Raw genomic sequence first — 15,435 nt, forward strand, 5'->3', positions numbered from 1 at the left:
CACGGGCGGGGCACCAGCAGCTCTCAACCGAGATCGAGGGTCACCCCGTTGTCGTTCTGTGCGAGGTCGCGCCACCTGCGGTCCTGCCGGTCCCAGTGCGAGACGGCGACCACCTGCGGCGCCATGTCCTCCCGCCGCGCCCCTCCGGGAATCAACTGCTGGAACGTGTACCGGCGACTCTCACCGGCAGGTACTCCGGGAAGCATGCACCCGGAGCCCTCAGGGTCCGACGCCGGCGGCTTCCCACACGTCGACCAGTCGCCGCCGGTCGGCTCGCCCAGGCCCAATCCTCTGAGCATGATCCGCTCCGCGTCGTGGGAGCCGGCGTTCTTGACGGTCAGGACGGTGGTGAGATATTGCCGAGCGTCGGACTCGACGAACGCACCCAGCTTGTATGTCATGGACAATCGCAGGTCGGTGAGCCGGGGGTCCTTTCCGAACTTCGTCGGACCGTCGGTCTGGGTGAACCGGTCACCCTCCCACCGGTACGTGCGCAGCTGTTCCTGGGCCCAGTACGCCGGGGTGTCACAGCACGGTTGGAGATCGGCCACCCGCACCTCGATCGAACCGGCGGTGCTCACCTTCAGGCCGCGGATGTCCTCGACCCCGTCGGTGGTCCGGACGACGCGACCGAGTGTCACGATCTGCCCACTGTCGTTTCGGTCGAAGGCGACGACCTGCTTCGCCAACGCCTCGCCGTAGCGGCAGGCGACGACGGCGACTGTCTCGTCGGCGCCGTCACCGTCCAGGTCGGCGTGGCCCACGGGTAGGTCGGTGAGCAGCGGCACGTAGTCCTTGTTCGAACTGGTCGCCAGTCGCACCCTCGAGGTGGTGCAGCTGTCCGGCGCGACCGACGGCCAGGCCGGCAGGTCGAGGCGGGCGGCGAGCAGTTGCGCCCGACTGATCCGGCCGTCCGGGGCGCTGGGAGCGGTCGAGGGTGTCGAGCTCGGTGACTCGGTGGGGGACGTCGTCGGCAGCGGCTCCGTCGTCGGCGGGGCCGTCGGGTCGACCGACTCCGCCGGGACCGGCGCCCTCCGCTCGCTGTTGAGCGCGGCGTTCGCGACGACCGGTGCCAGCGCCAGGACGACGGCCGCCGCGGCAACGGCCACCGCCGTCGTCCGCCGACGACGGCGCAGGGTGCGCCGGGCCTGGTCGGGACCGGGACCGACGACGCGGGTGGTGACATCGGTGCGGTAGACGGTGAACCGCTCGCGCAGCCGAGGATCGAGATCAGACATCGGAAACCCCCTCGGTGTTCTCGTCGAGCAGTCCGGCCAGGGCGGTCCGACCACGGTGCAGCCAGGACTTGACGGTGCCCTCGGCCACGCCTTCCTGAAGTGCGATCTGGTGGACCGACAGGTCGGCCAGGTAGTGCAGGATCACGGCCCGACGGTGGTTGGCGGGCAGCTTCGCGAGCGCCGCGTCGATGGCCACCCGGTCCGGTGTGGGGCCGTCCACCTCGGCCTCGGTCCGTCGCTGCCGGATGAGGTGGTTGCGAGCGGTACGCAGCCGGCGCCAGCGGCTGCGGGCCAGGTTCCAGGCGACCCGCCGCACCCAGGCCACCGGATCGTCGTACCGCACGAGGCGGTCCCAGCGGGCCAACGCCCGACAGAACGCCTCCTGGGCCAGGTCCTGAGCGCCACCCAGATCCCCCGTGTACGCGCACAGTTGGGCGGTGATACTCCGGAAGTGCGCGTGGTAGAACTCGTCGAAGGTGATCGTCACCGCGTTCAGACCCCTGGCGGTCAGCGCCGCAGGTGGTTCGTTGGCACGGGCTCCCATCGTTGCTGTCACTGCCCCTCCCCGTCGCCCCCGGGCCGGTGCCCCTGGGCGCCGGTAACACTCCACAGCAGCGGGTCTGGTTGCGCACCGACCTGCCGCGAATCCGACTGTTCCGCCGCTTACGTCCGTGTCCCCACCGGCACCGGGTCGCGCCCGAGAGCTGTGGTTGACTGTCGGTGGGGGACAGGAGGGAGGCGGTCGTGCAGCTACCGGCAGTGCTCGGCGAGCCGATCCGGTTCGTGCTGAACTGGGGGCGCCGCTACTCGCTCTGGGTGTTCAACTTTGGTCTCGCCTGCTGCGCGATCGAGTTCATCGCCACCAGCATGGGTCGGCACGACTTCATGCGGCTCGGTGTGATCCCGTTCGCCCACGGGCCCCGGCAGGCCGACCTGATGGTGGTCTCCGGCACGGTCACCGACAAGATGGCCCCGGCGATCAAGCGGCTCTACGACCAGATGCCCGAGCCGAAGTACGTCATCTCCTTCGGCGCCTGCTCCAACTGCGGTGGCCCCTACTGGGACTCGTACTCGGTGACCAAGGGCGTCGACCAGCTCATTCCGGTCGACGTGTACGTGCCCGGCTGCCCGCCCCGGCCGGAGGCGCTGCTGCACGGCATCCTGCGCCTCCAGGAGAAGATCGCCGCGGAGCAGGCCGGCATCGGTGGCGTGGCCCGCCCCGACGTGCTCGCTGCGCCGCTGGACACCGCACCCCGCGAAGCCGCCGCGCCGCGCTCCGTCGACTCGCTCACCGCCCCGCCGGTACGCCCACCCACCGCGAGTTGACGCCCGGGCTGGCGGGGCGGGGTTAGCCTGCGCAGCATGAGCAACTCCGTGGACCAGCGGTCCGCCCACATCATCGACGTGCTCACCGAGGAGTTCGGGGCGTCGATGGCGGTGGACCCGGCCGCCTTCCGCCGCAAGTTCCGCAAGATGGCGGCGTCGCCGTTCGCCTTCTACCGGGGCAGCGCCGCGCTCTTCTACGCCGACCAGCGCGGCGACTTCGCCGACGACCGGTTCCTCGACGAGCGGACCGGCCGGGTGTGGATCCACGGTGACCTGCACGCGGAGAACTTCGGCACCTACATGAACGCCTCCGGGCAGCTCGTGTTCAACGTCAACGACTTCGACGAGGCGTACGTCGGGCCGTTCACCTGGGACCTGCGGCGGTTCGCGGCCAGCGTGGCGTTGCTCGGCTACAGCAAGGCGCTCTCCGACACGGTGATCGGTGAGCTGGTGGCCGGCTTCGCCCGGTCGTACCTGACCGAACTGCGGGCGATCGCCGCCGGTGGGGACGACGCGATCGGCTCGATCACCCTGGACAACGCCGACGGAGTGCTGCGTCGGGTACTCCAGCAGGCCCGGCTCAACACGCGGGTCGACCTGCTCGCCGAGCAGACCACCGTGGACAACTACGAGCGCCGGTTCTCGATCGGCGACGGGGTCTTCGAGGTCGACGGTGACACCCGGAGCAAGGTTCTCGCTGCCTTCGAGGAATATCTGGGCACCCTGCCCGCCACCTCGGGCCGGCCCCGCCCGCTGGCGGCGCGGATCAAGGACGTGGTGCTGCGCAAGGGGGTGGGCATCGGGTCGGCCGGGCTGCCGTCGTACAACCTGCTGCTGGAGGGGCACACCCAGGCGCTGGAGAACGACGTCGTGATCTACATGAAGCAGGCGCAGGTGCCGGCGGTGGCCCGGTACAGCACCGACGAGTCGGTGCGGGGCTACTTCCGGCACCAGGGTCACCGGACCGCCGAGTCGCAGCGGGCGTTGCAGGCGCACGCCGACCCGTGGCTGGGCTTCACCGAGTTGGACGGGGCCGGCCAACTCGTCGCGGAGGTCTCCCCGTACGCCGCCGACCTGGACTGGGCCGACGTCAACGAGCCCGAGGAGCTGACCGGAATCCTGGCCGACCTGGGCCGGGCGGTGGCCCGGATGCACTCGGTCGCCGACGACGAGTCCAGTCACGACCTGGTGGACTACTCCACCGAGGAGGCGATCGTGGCCGCGGTGGACTCCGACGAGTCGGGCTTCGTCACCCACCTGGTGGACTTCGCGCACGCGTACGGGGTGCGCGCCCGGCAGGACCACCAGCTCTTCGTGGACCTGTTCCGCAACGGGCGGCTGCCCGGCATCTGACCGACGGCCCGCCCGTTCAGGAGGCGAAGTCCAGCACCACCTTGATGTCGTCCGGACCGGCGGTGTACGCGTCGGCGTACCTGTCCACCGTCACCCGACGGGTGATCAGTGAGCTGAGCCAGACCTGGTCGGCGCGGGCGAGCGCCTGCGCGGCGAGGTCCCAGTGCCGCCGGTTGGCGTTCACCGAGCCGAACACCACGTTGTTCTCCAGCACCAGCTCCCGATTGAGCGCCCCGGCGTCGAAGTCGATTTTCCGGCCACCACTGGACACCCCGGCCAGGCAGACGATGCCTGTCGGGGCCGCCTTGCACATGACGTCGAGAACCACCGTGGGCGCGCCGGTGCACTCGACCACGACGTCCGGCTCGAAGGGCAGATCGTTGACCGGCACTGTGTGGTACGTGGCGCCGAGCGCGGCGACCAACTGCGGCTTTGGCCCCGACGTCGCCCGGTCCAACACGTGGACGGAGAGCCCGCGCTGCGTGCCGAGCAGCGCGGCCAGCAGCCCGATCGGCCCGGCGCCGGTCACCAGGACCGTTTGCGGCTGCCACTCGGCCCGGTGCCCGATCCGCTCGATGTGGTCCCACGCCTTGGCCACCACGCTTGTCGGCTCCAGCAGCACGCCGACCTGGGCCAGCGCCGGGTCGAGCCGGACCGCGAACCGGGGTTCGATCCGCCAGCGGTCGCGGGCGAAACCGGGCAGCGCCTTGATGCCGTGCTCGGTGAACTGCCCGTTGCGGCACATGTCCCACTCGCCGATTGCGCAGTTCGGGCAGGGCACCGGATCGGGGTGTCGGACGACTCCGGCCACCAGGTCACCGGCTTGCAGGGTGCCGCTCGGGTCCTCGATCACCCGTCCCAGCGACTCGTGCCCGATGACCAGGAGGTCCGCGCCGGGCGGCGCCTCGCCGTACCCGCCGGAGATGATCTCGTGGTCGGTGCCGCAGATCCCCACCGCCAGCGCCTCGACCAGGACCGAGCCCTCCTCGGCAGCCGGCTCCGGCTGATCCTCGACGAGGCGCAGCGAGTTGGCGACCCCGGGTTTCACAGTCACAGCGCGCACGCCCCCATCCTTCCCGCCCGAGGGCTGTGCCGCGCCCAAAGCCGGCAGATCGTCGGGCATCGGCGACCAACCGGCGTGGGTCGAGCCCGCACTAGGATCAGCGGCATGACTCCCGAAGCCCTCGGCGCTCGGCTGGTCGCGCTGCTCGCGCCGGTCGAGGCGACCCCGTCGGTCTCCGGCGGGCAGCGGTACGCCCGGGCCACCGTCGACGTACCCCCGGCGAGCTGGTTGGCCGCGGTGCGCGCGGCACGCGACGACACCGAGCTGGCCTGCGACTTCTTCGACTGGCTGTCGGCGGTGGACGAACTGGCCGAGGGCTTCGACGTGGTGGCGCACCTCTGGTCGACCCGGCTGCGGCACGGCGTGCTGCTGCGCACCCGGTTGCCGCGCGGCGCGCCGATCGTGGCCTCGGTTGTCGACGTCTACCCGGGTGCCTCGTGGCACGAGCGGGAGACCCACGAGATGTTCGGCATCGGCTTCGACGGCCACGGTGAGCTGCGACCGCTGCTGCTGCCGCCGGAGTTCGAGGGTCATCCGCTGCGCAAGGAGTTCGTGCTCGCCTCCCGGGTGGCCAAGCCCTGGCCGGGTGCGAAGGAACCGGGCGAGTCGGAGGCCGGCGGTGGCCGTCGACCGATCCGCCCGCCGGGCGTGCCCGCTCCGGGCGAGTGGGGGACCGTCCCCACCCCTGCGGGCGCGGGCGGCGTGGGGGAGGGTCCGCGCGGCGGCACCCCGGCCCGACCCGCCGGTGAGCGACCCGCGCGGCCGTCGCCGGGGGCCCGTCCGGCGCGTACTCCCCGGGCCGCCGGCACCGCCGACGGCCCGGCCCCGGCCGACAAGCCCGCCCTCGACGCCGGCCCGAGCGACAAGGCCGCGCCCGACGCGGCCGCACCTGACAAGCCCGCCCTCGACGCCGGCCCGAGCGACAAGGCCGCGTCCGGCGCGGTCGCGGGCGAGAAGCCCGCGCCGGGCGTCGAGCCGGTCGCGGACCCGGCGGGACGCGACGACCGCACCGACCACGACGGGGGTACGGCCTGATGCCGCTCTGGGTGGAGTTGGTGCTCCGGATCGGCGGCGTGGTGGTCGCGTTCCTCACCCTGCCGCTGCTGGTCGGCCAGGCCGAGCACAAGGTGATGGCGCACATGCAGGGCCGGCTCGGTCCGATGTACGCGGGCGGCTTCCACGGCTGGGCGCAGCTCGTGGCCGACGGCGTCAAGTTCGTGCAGAAGGAGGACATCACCCCGCGCGAGGCGGACCGGGCGGTGTTCCGGCTGGCGCCGGCGGTGGCGCTGGTGCCCTACCTGCTGGTGCTGCTGGTCATCCCGCTCGGCCCGAACGACCTGGTCGGGCAACCGTTGGACATCGGCCTGTTCTTCGTGCTGGCCGTGGTCGGCGTCGGTGTGGTGGCGGTGCTCATGTCGGCGTGGGCGTCGGCCAACAAGTACAGCCTGCTCGGTGGGCTGCGCGGTGCCGCCCAGTTGCTCGGCTACGAGCTGCCGCTGGTGTTGGCCGCCGCGTCGGTGGCGATGGCGGCGGGCACGCTCAGCCTGTCCGGCATCGTCGAGGCGTGGCAGCCGTGGTGGCTCATCTGGCAGGCACCCGCGATGATCATTTTCTTCGTCGCCGGGCTGGCCGAGATCCGTCGGCCGCCGTTCGACATGCCGGTGGCCGACTCGGAGCTGGTCTTCGGGTATATGACCGAGTACACGGGTCTGCGCTTCGCGTTCTTCCTGCTCGCCGAGTACGTGGGCATCGTGGTGATCGCCGCGTTGACCACCGTGCTGTTCCTCGGCGGCTGGCACGGCCCGTTCGCCGACGATCAGTTGGGTTGGCTCTGGACCCTGCTGAAGGTCTTCGCCGTGGCGTTCGTGATCATCTGGCTCCGGGTGTCCTACCCCCGGCTGCGTGAGGACCAGCTCCAGCGGCTCTGCTGGCTGGTGCTGGTGCCGGCGTCCCTCGCCCAGCTGGTCCTCACGGCGGCGGTCCGCGTCGCCCTGTAGAGCCCGGTGATCGCGCTGCGCCCCGTGCCCCACACCACCCACCCCCCACCGCGTCGATCTTGCACTTTCTGCCTCGACGAATGTGGTCAACAGGGCATATCGGCGTCACAAAGTGCAAGATCGCGGGAGGGCTCGGGGTGCCGGGGTGCGCCTGCCGCTCAGCGCAGCGGGGTGTGCGCCGGGTCGACCGGCTCGGCCGGCGGTGGTGGCGGGGTGCCGTCACCGAAGGGGCGGCCACCGAGGGCTTCCCGACCGTGCGGGGTGAGCCAGTTGGACAGGTCGGGGCCGAGCGGGACGATCCCGGTCGGGTTGATGTCCCGGTGCACCTCGTAGTAGTGCCGCTTGATGTGGTCGAAGTCGATGGTGTCGCCGAACCCGGGGGTCTGGAACAGGTCCCGGGCGTACGCCCACAGCACCGGCATCTCGTTCAGCTTCTGCCGGTTGCACTTGAAGTGGCCGTGGTAGACCGGGTCGAACCGGACCAGGGTGGTGAACAGCCGCACGTCGGCCTCGGTGATGGTGTCGCCGACCAGGTAGCGCTGGTCGGTCAGCCGCGCGGTCAACCAGTCCAGCCGGTCGAAGAGCCGGTGGTACGCCTTGTCGTACGCCTCCTGGCTGCCGGCGAAGCCGCACCGGTAGACGCCGTTGTTGACGTCGGCGAACACCACGCCGTTGACCTCGTCGATCTGTGCCCGCAGGTGCTCGGGGTAGAGCTGCGGGGCGCCGTCGCGGTGGTACGCGGTCCACTGCGTGGACAGGTCGAGGCTCATCTGCGCGTAGTCGTTTGTCACCACCTGCCCGGTCGGCACGTCCACGATCGCCGGCACCGTGATGCCGCGCTCGTAGCCGGGGAAACGATTGAAGTACGCCTCCTGGATGCGCTCGATGCCGAGCACCGGGTCGCGCCCGCCCGGGTCGAGGTCGAAGGTCCAGCTCCGGGCGTCGTGGGTCGGGCCGGCCACCGCCATCGAGATGGCGTCCTCCAGGCCGAGCAGCCGCCGCACGATGATCAGGCGGTTGGCCCATGGGCAGGCCCGGCTGACGGCCAGCCGGTACCGGCCCGGCTCGACCGGGTAGCCGTCCCGCCCGTCCATGGTGATCCGGGTGGCGATGTACCGCTGGTCCCGGGTGAACTCGCCGCCCGGCTCGACGTATTTGCCGCCTGCTTCCTCGCCCACGTCACCCTCCTGGTCAGTCAGTGTCTGTTCCCATCCTTGCTGATCTCCAACCTGCTGATGCGTTGAGTCCGGCTACCCTGCCGTCATGACGGATGTGGAGGCGGCGGCGCGCCGCTTCATCGCCGATGTGTGGAACGCCCGCCGGGAGGAGTCGGCGTACGAGTTGATCGCCGACGAGTGCCCGGGGCTGGGCGGCACCGGCCCGGAGGCCACCCTGGCCTGGCACCGCGAGCGGCGGGCGGCCTTCCCGGACCTGCGCTACAAGATCGTGGACGTGGTGGCGGCGGGTGAGCGGGTGGCCGTGCACTGGCGGGCGGCCGGCACCCACGCGGGGCAGTTCGGGCCGGTGCCTCCGACCGGGCAGGTGGTCAGCTACTCCGGGGCGACGTTCCTGCGCTTCGACACGGCGGGCCGGATCGTCGAGGTGTGGAGCTGCAACGAGCTGTTCCAGCTGCTCCAGCAGCTCGGCGTCGAGATGCTCCCACCGACCGTCGTCAGCGGACCCGGGGCCTGATCCAGCGCGTTCGTTCTCCCGACCGACCACGGTACCGCCGCAACCTGCGGGGGGTGGTCGCGCGCACGGGGGCCACAGGGCAGGATGGTCGACATGACCGACCCCAGCGAGCACGGCGACCCGGCCGGTGACGCCCGCGAGCGCGGCCTGCCCGGCTCTGGCCTGGTAAAGGGGCTGGCGGTCACCCTCAAGACGATGACCAGCCGCTCGACCACCCAGCAGTACCCCGATGTCGCCCCCGAGTTGCCACCCCGTTCGCGCGGCGTGATCGCGTTGTCGGAGGAGAACTGCACCGTCTGCATGCTCTGCGCCCGCGAGTGTCCGGACTGGTGCATCTACATCGACTCGCACAAGGAGGAGGTGGCGGTGCCCGGCGCCGCCCGCCCCCGCCAGCGCAACGTGCTCGACAAGTTCGACATCGACTTCTCCCTCTGCATGTACTGCGGCATCTGCATCGAGGTCTGCCCGTTCGACGCGCTCTACTGGTCCCCCGAGTTCGAGTACGCCGAGTACGACATCAAGGACCTGCTGCACGACAAGGACCACCTCGGCCAGTGGATGGCCACCGTTCCGCCGCCGCCCGCGCACGACCCCAACGGCGAGCCGGCCAAGGAGGAGACCGCCGCCGCGCGCAAGGCCGCCGCGCGTCCGACCGCCCCGGCGGTACGCCCCGAGCCCGGCTCCGCGTCGTGACACCGCATAAGGTGGATCGCGCCGGGAGGGCGGCTCGGTGACCGGCGCGGATCTGCTGCTGCTCGCCCTGGGCGCCGTCGCGGTCGGTGCCGGCGTGCTGGTGGTGACCACGAAACACCTCGTCCGGGCCGGGTTGTACCTGGTGGTCTGCCTGGGCGCGTTGGCCGGCGACTACCTGGTGCTCAGCGCCGAGTTGGTCGCCTGGGTGCAGGTGCTGATCTACGTGGGCGCGGTGGTGGTGCTGCTGCTGTTCGCGGTGATGCTGACCCGGGCTCCGATCGGCGCGTCCGACGACCTGGACCGGCCCGGCTGGCCGGCCGCGTTGATCGGTGGTGGCGCGGGGCTGGGGCTGACCGTCCTGTTGGTCGACGCGTACCGCTGGAGCACCGTCACGCTGCCTGACGCGGGCACCGCAGAACGGCTCGGGGAGCAGATCTTCGGGGCCTGGGTGCTGCCGTTCGAGGTGCTCTCCGTGCTGCTGCTGTCAGCCCTGGTCGGTGCGGTGGTGCTGTCCCGGCCGGACATCGGCCGGCCGGGCCCGCAACGCGATGGCACGGCAGCGCCGACCGGCACGGCGGCCGACGTGGACTCCGGGGGGCGCCGGTGAGGCCGGTCATCCCGTACGTCACCGCCGCGCTGCTGTTCGGTCTCGGCGTGTACGGCGTGCTGCGCCGTCGCAACGCCGTGCTGGTGCTGATGGCTGTCGAGCTGATGCTCAACGCGGTGAACCTCATCCTCGTCACCGCGGACACCACGGCCCGCGCGGTGCTGCCGCACTCCGGTCAGGTCTTCGCGCTGTTCGTCATCGTTCTCGCCGCCGCCGAGATCGGGGTGGGGTTGGCGATCGTCCTACAGCTCTACCGGATGCGGACGACCGTGGCGGTGGACGAGGTGCCGCTGTCCGAGCCCGCCGACCCGCCGCAGGCCGTCGCTGGTCGGGAGCCGGCAACCGCCGGCCGGGACGCGGAGGTGGGCCGGTGAGCGGGCTGCTCGGGGCGCTGCTGCCCGCCGTACCGCTGGTCGCCGGTCTGGTCGGTCTGCTGCTGCCACCGGCCCCGCGTCATCCCGGCGGTGCGGAGAGCGGCGACCGCGCCCGGATGTTGGCCGTCGCGCTCGGCGTGACCGGTGCTGCCGGCGCGCTGGCACTGGCCGTCGCGCTGCTCGTCACAGTCGACTCCCCGACGGAGACGTCGACGACGTGGATCGACCTCGGTGGGCTGACGGTGACCCTCGGCGTACGGCTGGACGGCGCCGCCGCGCTCGTCGCCGTCGCGGTCACCGCGGTCGCCCTGGCCGTGCAGGTCTACTCGATCGGCTACCTGCGGCGAGGCCCACACGACGACATCGACGTCGACCACCGCTACCCGCCGTACGCCGCGCAGATCAGCCTGTTCACCGCTGCCATGCTGCTGGTGGTGGTCGCGGGTGACCTGGTGATGCTGCTGGTCGGCTGGGAGGTGATGGGCCTCTGCTCGTACCTGCTCATCGCCCACGACCGCCGACTGCCCGGCGCGCCGGCCGCCGCGATGAAGGCGTTCCTCGTGACCCGGGTCGGTGACGTCGGTTTCCTGCTCGGCATCGCGCTGCTCGGCGTGTCGGCGGGCAGTTTCCGGATCGCCGACGTGCTCGCGCACGACCACAGCGGCGCGACCCTGACCGCCGCCGGTCTGCTGCTGCTCGCCGGGGTGGCCGGCAAGAGCGCCCAGTTCCCGCTGCACACCTGGCTGCCGGACGCGATGGCCGGCCCGACGCCGATCTCCGCGTTGATCCATGCCGCGACGATGGTCGCCGCCGGGGTGTACGCGGTGACCCGGCTCTACCCGCTGTTCACGGCGGCGCCGGTGACGCTGACCGTGCTCGGGGTCATCGGCTCGATCACCCTGCTGCTCGGCGCGCTCGCCGCCACCGCGCAGGACGACCTCAAGCGTGTGCTGGCCTGGTCGACCGTCTCCCAACTCGGCTACATGACTGGAGCGCTGGCGGTCGGCTCGCCGTCGGCGGCGCTGTTCCACCTGCTCACCCACGCGGCGTTCAAGGCGCTGCTGTTCCTCGCCGCCGGCGCGGTGATCCACGCGGTGGGCAGCACGCTGATGTCGGAGATGGGCGGGCTGCGTCGCAGCATGCCGGTGACGTTCTGGTGCACGGTGGTGGGCCTGGGCGCGCTGGTCGGGGTGCCTCCGCTGGCCGGTTTCTGGAGCAAGGAGGGCGTGCTGGCGGTCGCCGAGTCGGCCGCCCGGGAGGGCACCGGGCCGGCACCGTCGTGGGTGGGCTGGCTGGTCTGGGTGGCTGGTCTGGTCGGCGTGGCGATCACCGCCTGGTACGCCGGCCGGCTGCTGCTGCGGGCCTTCTTCGGCGAGCCGCGGCTGCCGCTGGTCCGGCCACACGACCCGCCGGCGGTCATGCGGTGGCCGGTGCTGCTGCTGGCCGTGCCGGCCGCGCTGCTCGGCCTGGCCGGGTTCGTCGGGGCGTTCGCCAACCGGCTGCGCTTCGCCACCGTGCCGGTGGCGGGCGCCGAGGACGGCCTGGTCCACATCGGGCCGGGTCTGCTGTTGCCGCTGGTGTTGCTGCTGGTCGGGGCGGGGCTTGTCTGGCTGGGCTGGCGGAGGGACACCGCCGCCGACCCGGCGGCGGCGCTGGGTCCGCTGCGGCCGGTCTTCGCCCGCGCGTTCCGGCTCGACGACGTCCAACACACCCTTGTCGTACGCCCCATCCGGGCGCTCGCCCGCGCCGCGCGCACCGGCGACGAGTCGGTGGTGGACGGGGCGGTCGAGGGCAGCGGGCGGGTCGCGTCCGGGCTGGGCGCCGGGTTGGCAGCCCTGCACCGCGCAGCGCTGCCCCGCGCCGCCGCCGGGGTGCTGGCCGGTGCGCTGCTGATCGGCCTGGCGGCGACCCTGATTGGAGTCACCCGATGACGTTCGGGCAGGTGTTGCTGGTCGCCGTTCTGGTGGTGCCGGCGCTCGGCGCGGTCGCGGTGGCGGCGACGCCTGGGGACCGGGCGGCCCGGCTGGTCGGCACGGTCGCGGCGGCGCTGACCCTGCTGGCGGCGGTGCCGTTGGTCTTCGGGGGGCGGGGGTGGTTCGCCTGGTCGGCGGGCGCGCCCGCGGTGCGCCCGTGGCATCAGGTGGACCTGCCGTGGGTGCCCGGCCTGGAGTTGCGCTTCCACCTCGGCGTCGACGGCATCTCCTGGCCGCTGGTGGTGTTGACGGCGCTGCTCACCCTGCTGTGCTGCGGGTACACGATGTGGCGGGTGCCCGACGGCGGCAGCGGTCGGGCGCTGGTGGCGTTGCTGCTGGTGGTCGAGGTGGGCATCCTGGGCACCTTCCTCGCTCTGGACCTGGTGCTGTTCTTCCTCTTCTTCGAGGTCGTCCTGCTGCCGATGTACGCGATCATCGCCGGCTGGGGTGGCGCGGACCGGCGTCGGGCGGCCCGCAAGTTCGCGCTCTACACCCTGTTCGGGTCGGTGTTGCTGCTGGTCGGCGTGTACGTCGTGGTCGCCGCCGCCGGCACCGCCGACGTGGTGGCGCTGACCGGTGGCGGCGGGCTGTCCCGGGGCACCCAGCTCGCGGCGTTCACGCTGCTCGCTCTGGCGTTCGCGGTGAAGAGCCCGCTCTGGCCGTTGCACTCGTGGCTGCCCGACGCGCACACGCAGGCCCCGACCGTGGGCAGTGTGGTGCTGGCGGGGGTGCTGCTGAAGATGGGCACCTACGGCCTGATCCGGGTGGCGGTGGGGGTGGCGCCGGAGGGTGCCCGCTGGGCGGCGCCCGTGCTGGGCGTGCTGGCCGTCGCCGCCATCCTGGTCGGTTCGCTCGTCTGCCTGGCGCAGACGGAGGTGAAGCGGCTCATCGCGTACTCCAGCGTGGGGCACATGGGTTTCGTGCTGCTGGGCGTCGCCACGTTGACCGCCACCGGCATCCAGGCGGCGTTGATCGGCAACGTCGCGCACGGCGTGATCACCGGCCTGTTGTTCTTCCTGGCCGGTGCGGTGAAGGACCGTACCGGCACGGGCACTCTCGCCGAGTTGTCCGGGCTACGGGAGACCGCACCTCGGCTGGCTGGCCTGCTCGCGTTCGCGGCGGTCGCCTCGCTCGGCCTGCCGGGGCTGGCCGGCTTCTGGGGGGAGGCGTTCGCGGTGGTCGCGGCGGTGCAGGTGGGCGGCCCGCTGTGGACCACCCTCGGGGTGCTGGCGGCGGTCGGCGGCGCGCTCACGGCCGCGTACTTCCTGCGGTTGTTGCGTCAGGTCACCCACGGCCGGCCGAGCCCGGCGGTGGGCCGGGTCGGTCCCGGCCTGGCCGGCGCGGAGGTGACCGCGTGGGCGCCGCTGGTGCTGCTCGCGCTGGCCATCGGGCTGGTCCCGGCGCTGGTCCTGGGCGTCGCCGAGGCGCCGGTCGACGCGCTGATCGCGGTGGTTTCCCCGTGAGCGCGAGGAGTGAGCCGGTGTTGCGAGCCCCGCAGTCGCGAATGAAGGTGGCTCAGTGACCGCCGTGCAGAGCGTGGACAGCGTGGCGCTGCTGCCGGCGTACCTGGCGGCTGGCACCGCCGTGCTCGTGCTGGTCATCGACCTGCTGCTGGCCCGGCCGGCGGCGACGATCGTGGTGGCCGCGCTCGGCGCGGCCGGCACCGCCGTCGGCTCGGCCCTGGTCGGCGCGGGAGCGCAGCGGCAGACGTTCTGTGTCGGCGCCGACTGCTCCTGGATCTTCGGTGGGCGGGCGGCCCTGGTCGGCGCGGCGGTGGCGCTGCTCACGCTCGGTGTGCTCGGGTTGTCGGTGCCGGCGCTGCGGGCCGGGCGGTCGCCGGTGGGGGAGTACTGCTTCCTGCTCGCCTGCTCGATGACCGGTGGCGTGGTGCTCGGCGCGGCCGGTGACCTGATCACCCTGATCGTGGCCCTGGAGACGTTGACCCTGCCGCTGTACGTGCTGGTCGGCCTGCGCCGGGGCAGCCTGGCCAGTGCCGAGGCGGCGGTGACGTTCTTCGTGGTCAGTGTGGTGGCCACCACGCTGACCCTGCTCGGTGCGGCGCTGCTGTACGCGGTGACCGGCGGGCTGCACCTGGACCGGCTCGGCACGCTGCTCGCCGAGCGGTCGGAGCTGCGGGAGCTGCCGCTGACCACCGCCGCCGTGGCGTTGCTGCTGCTCGGGCTGGCGTTCAAGGTGGCGGCGGTGCCGTTCCACGCCTGGGCCCCGGCCACCTACGACGGGGCGCCGCTGCCGGTGGCGGCGTACCTGTCGACGGCGTCGAAGCTGGGTGGCCTGGTGGCGCTGCTGGCCGTGGTGCAGCGGGCGCTGCCGGCGGACCAGACCGGCCCGGTGCTCGCCCTGCTGGCGGTGCTCACGATGACCGTCGGCAACCTGGTCGCGCTGCGCCAGAGGCGTACGGTCCGGCTGCTCGCCTGGTCGTCGGTGGCCCAGGCCGGCTACATCCTCGCCCCGCTGGGCGCGTTGGCGCTGGCCGCCGGCCGCACGGACGAGGCGCGGTCCGCCGCGTACGCCGCCGCGATGGCGTACGCCGTCTTCTTCGTGGTGTTGGAGCTGGCGGCGTTCGCCGCGGTGACCGCGTTGCGCCCGGTGGGGGCGGACGGCGGCACGCTGGAGGACCTGCGCGGGGCGGCTCGCCGGCACCCGTGGCGGGGGGCGGCGCTCGGTCTCGCGCTGGCGGGCCTGGCCGGCCTGCCGCCGGGCCTGGCCGGGCTGTTCGCGAAGGTGACAGTTGTCCGGTCGCTGCTGGACGGCGGGGCTGCCTGGCTGGCGCTGGTGGTGGCGCTGAACGCGGTGATCGGGTTGGCCTACTACCTGCGGGTGACCGCCGCGCTCTGGGCGCCGCCGCCCCTCGCCACACCGACAAGCGGTGGCGGCGCGGCGGCCGTACCGGTGGTGGGTGTGGTGGCAGTGGTGCTGGCGGTGACGACGGTGGCCGCCGTGGTGCTCGGCGTCGCACCGCAACTGGTGCTCGACCTGGCCGGCAGGTGACCTGACCTGCGGATCCAGTCTCAGTGAACTCTCAGCGTTGAGATGGATGGTTGGTGGGTACCGGGTTGTTGAACCGGTCAGCGGATCCCGGTGATCCGTGCACCGAAGGA

The 15,435-nt window shown here is 72.4% G+C and carries 14 protein-coding genes and 1 pseudogene; 11 read left to right on the forward strand and 4 right to left on the reverse strand.

Annotation, left to right across the window (positions count from 1 at the left end; genetic code table 11):
* Positions 1-23: 23 nt before the first annotated feature.
* Positions 24-1,238, reverse strand: coding sequence for a hypothetical protein (locus ABZ780_RS19745; protein ID WP_357486906.1), 1,215 nt, complete (start codon positions 1,236-1,238; stop codon positions 24-26).
* Positions 1,231-1,794 (reverse strand): SigE family RNA polymerase sigma factor, encoded by a 564-nt coding sequence (locus ABZ780_RS19750; RefSeq protein WP_357010626.1) that lies wholly within the window; start codon positions 1,792-1,794, stop codon positions 1,231-1,233. The genes ABZ780_RS19745 and ABZ780_RS19750 overlap by 8 nt, the downstream gene beginning before the upstream one ends.
* Positions 1,795-1,982: 188 nt before the next feature.
* Between ABZ780_RS19750 and ABZ780_RS19755 the strand changes: the two genes are divergently transcribed.
* Both ABZ780_RS19755 and ABZ780_RS19760 read left to right on the forward strand, forming a co-directional pair.
* On the forward strand, positions 1,983-2,564 hold the full coding sequence (locus ABZ780_RS19755; protein ID WP_357010629.1) for an NADH-quinone oxidoreductase subunit B family protein: 582 nt from the start codon (positions 1,983-1,985) through the stop codon (positions 2,562-2,564).
* A gap of 36 nt (positions 2,565-2,600) precedes the next feature.
* Positions 2,601-3,917, forward strand: coding sequence for a DUF2252 domain-containing protein (locus ABZ780_RS19760; RefSeq protein ID WP_357010633.1), 1,317 nt, complete (start codon positions 2,601-2,603; stop codon positions 3,915-3,917).
* 16 nt (positions 3,918-3,933) lie between these two features.
* Here ABZ780_RS19760 and ABZ780_RS19765 read toward each other — a convergent pair whose 3' ends face one another.
* Positions 3,934-4,980 (reverse strand): glucose 1-dehydrogenase, encoded by a 1,047-nt coding sequence (locus ABZ780_RS19765; RefSeq protein ID WP_357010636.1) that lies wholly within the window; start codon positions 4,978-4,980, stop codon positions 3,934-3,936.
* A 105-nt stretch (positions 4,981-5,085) separates the two neighbouring features.
* Between ABZ780_RS19765 and ABZ780_RS19770 the strand changes: the two are divergent.
* Positions 5,086-5,652: pseudogene (locus tag ABZ780_RS19770) on the forward strand (NADH-quinone oxidoreductase subunit C); the annotation flags it as partial.
* Positions 5,653-6,014: 362 nt separating this feature from the next.
* Positions 6,015-6,977: an NADH-quinone oxidoreductase subunit NuoH gene (gene nuoH / locus ABZ780_RS19775; protein ID WP_357010638.1), complete on the forward strand. Its 963-nt coding sequence runs from the start codon at positions 6,015-6,017 to the stop codon at positions 6,975-6,977.
* Between the two features lie 158 nt (positions 6,978-7,135).
* Here nuoH and ABZ780_RS19780 read toward each other — a convergent pair whose 3' ends face one another.
* On the reverse strand, positions 7,136-8,155 hold the full coding sequence (locus tag ABZ780_RS19780) for a glutathione S-transferase C-terminal domain-containing protein (protein WP_357010640.1): 1,020 nt from the start codon (positions 8,153-8,155) through the stop codon (positions 7,136-7,138).
* A gap of 85 nt (positions 8,156-8,240) precedes the next feature.
* On the opposite strand from ABZ780_RS19780, the gene ABZ780_RS19785 reads away from it, so the two are divergent.
* The 7 genes from ABZ780_RS19785 (at position 8,241) to ABZ780_RS19815 (ending at position 15,325) form a co-directional block, all read left to right on the forward strand.
* Positions 8,241-8,669 (forward strand): ester cyclase, encoded by a 429-nt coding sequence (locus ABZ780_RS19785; RefSeq protein WP_357010642.1) that lies wholly within the window; start codon positions 8,241-8,243, stop codon positions 8,667-8,669.
* A gap of 84 nt (positions 8,670-8,753) precedes the next feature.
* Entirely contained in the window at positions 8,754-9,362 is a 609-nt protein-coding gene (locus ABZ780_RS19790; protein WP_357486908.1) for an NADH-quinone oxidoreductase subunit I, read from the forward strand.
* 37 nt (positions 9,363-9,399) lie between these two features.
* Positions 9,400-9,969, forward strand: coding sequence for an NADH-quinone oxidoreductase subunit J (locus tag ABZ780_RS19795; protein WP_357010648.1), 570 nt, complete (start codon positions 9,400-9,402; stop codon positions 9,967-9,969).
* A complete protein-coding gene (gene nuoK / locus ABZ780_RS19800; RefSeq protein ID WP_357010651.1) occupies positions 9,966-10,343 on the forward strand; it encodes an NADH-quinone oxidoreductase subunit NuoK in 378 nt (125 codons plus the stop codon). The genes ABZ780_RS19795 and nuoK overlap by 4 nt, the downstream gene beginning before the upstream one ends.
* On the forward strand, positions 10,340-12,274 hold the full coding sequence (locus tag ABZ780_RS19805; RefSeq protein ID WP_357486910.1) for an NADH-quinone oxidoreductase subunit L: 1,935 nt from the start codon (positions 10,340-10,342) through the stop codon (positions 12,272-12,274). The genes nuoK and ABZ780_RS19805 overlap by 4 nt, the downstream gene beginning before the upstream one ends.
* The gene (locus ABZ780_RS19810) at positions 12,271-13,779 is read left to right on the forward strand and encodes an NADH-quinone oxidoreductase subunit M (RefSeq protein WP_357486912.1); all 1,509 of its coding nucleotides are present in this window, start codon (positions 12,271-12,273) and stop codon (positions 13,777-13,779) included. The genes ABZ780_RS19805 and ABZ780_RS19810 overlap by 4 nt, the downstream gene beginning before the upstream one ends.
* 55 nt (positions 13,780-13,834) lie before the next feature.
* A complete protein-coding gene (locus ABZ780_RS19815; protein ID WP_357486913.1) occupies positions 13,835-15,325 on the forward strand; it encodes a proton-conducting transporter membrane subunit in 1,491 nt (496 codons plus the stop codon).
* Positions 15,326-15,435 lie beyond the last annotated feature (110 nt).

Source organism: Micromonospora sp. NPDC047467 (assembly GCF_040643095.1).
Lineage (GTDB): Bacteria > Actinomycetota > Actinomycetes > Mycobacteriales > Micromonosporaceae > Micromonospora.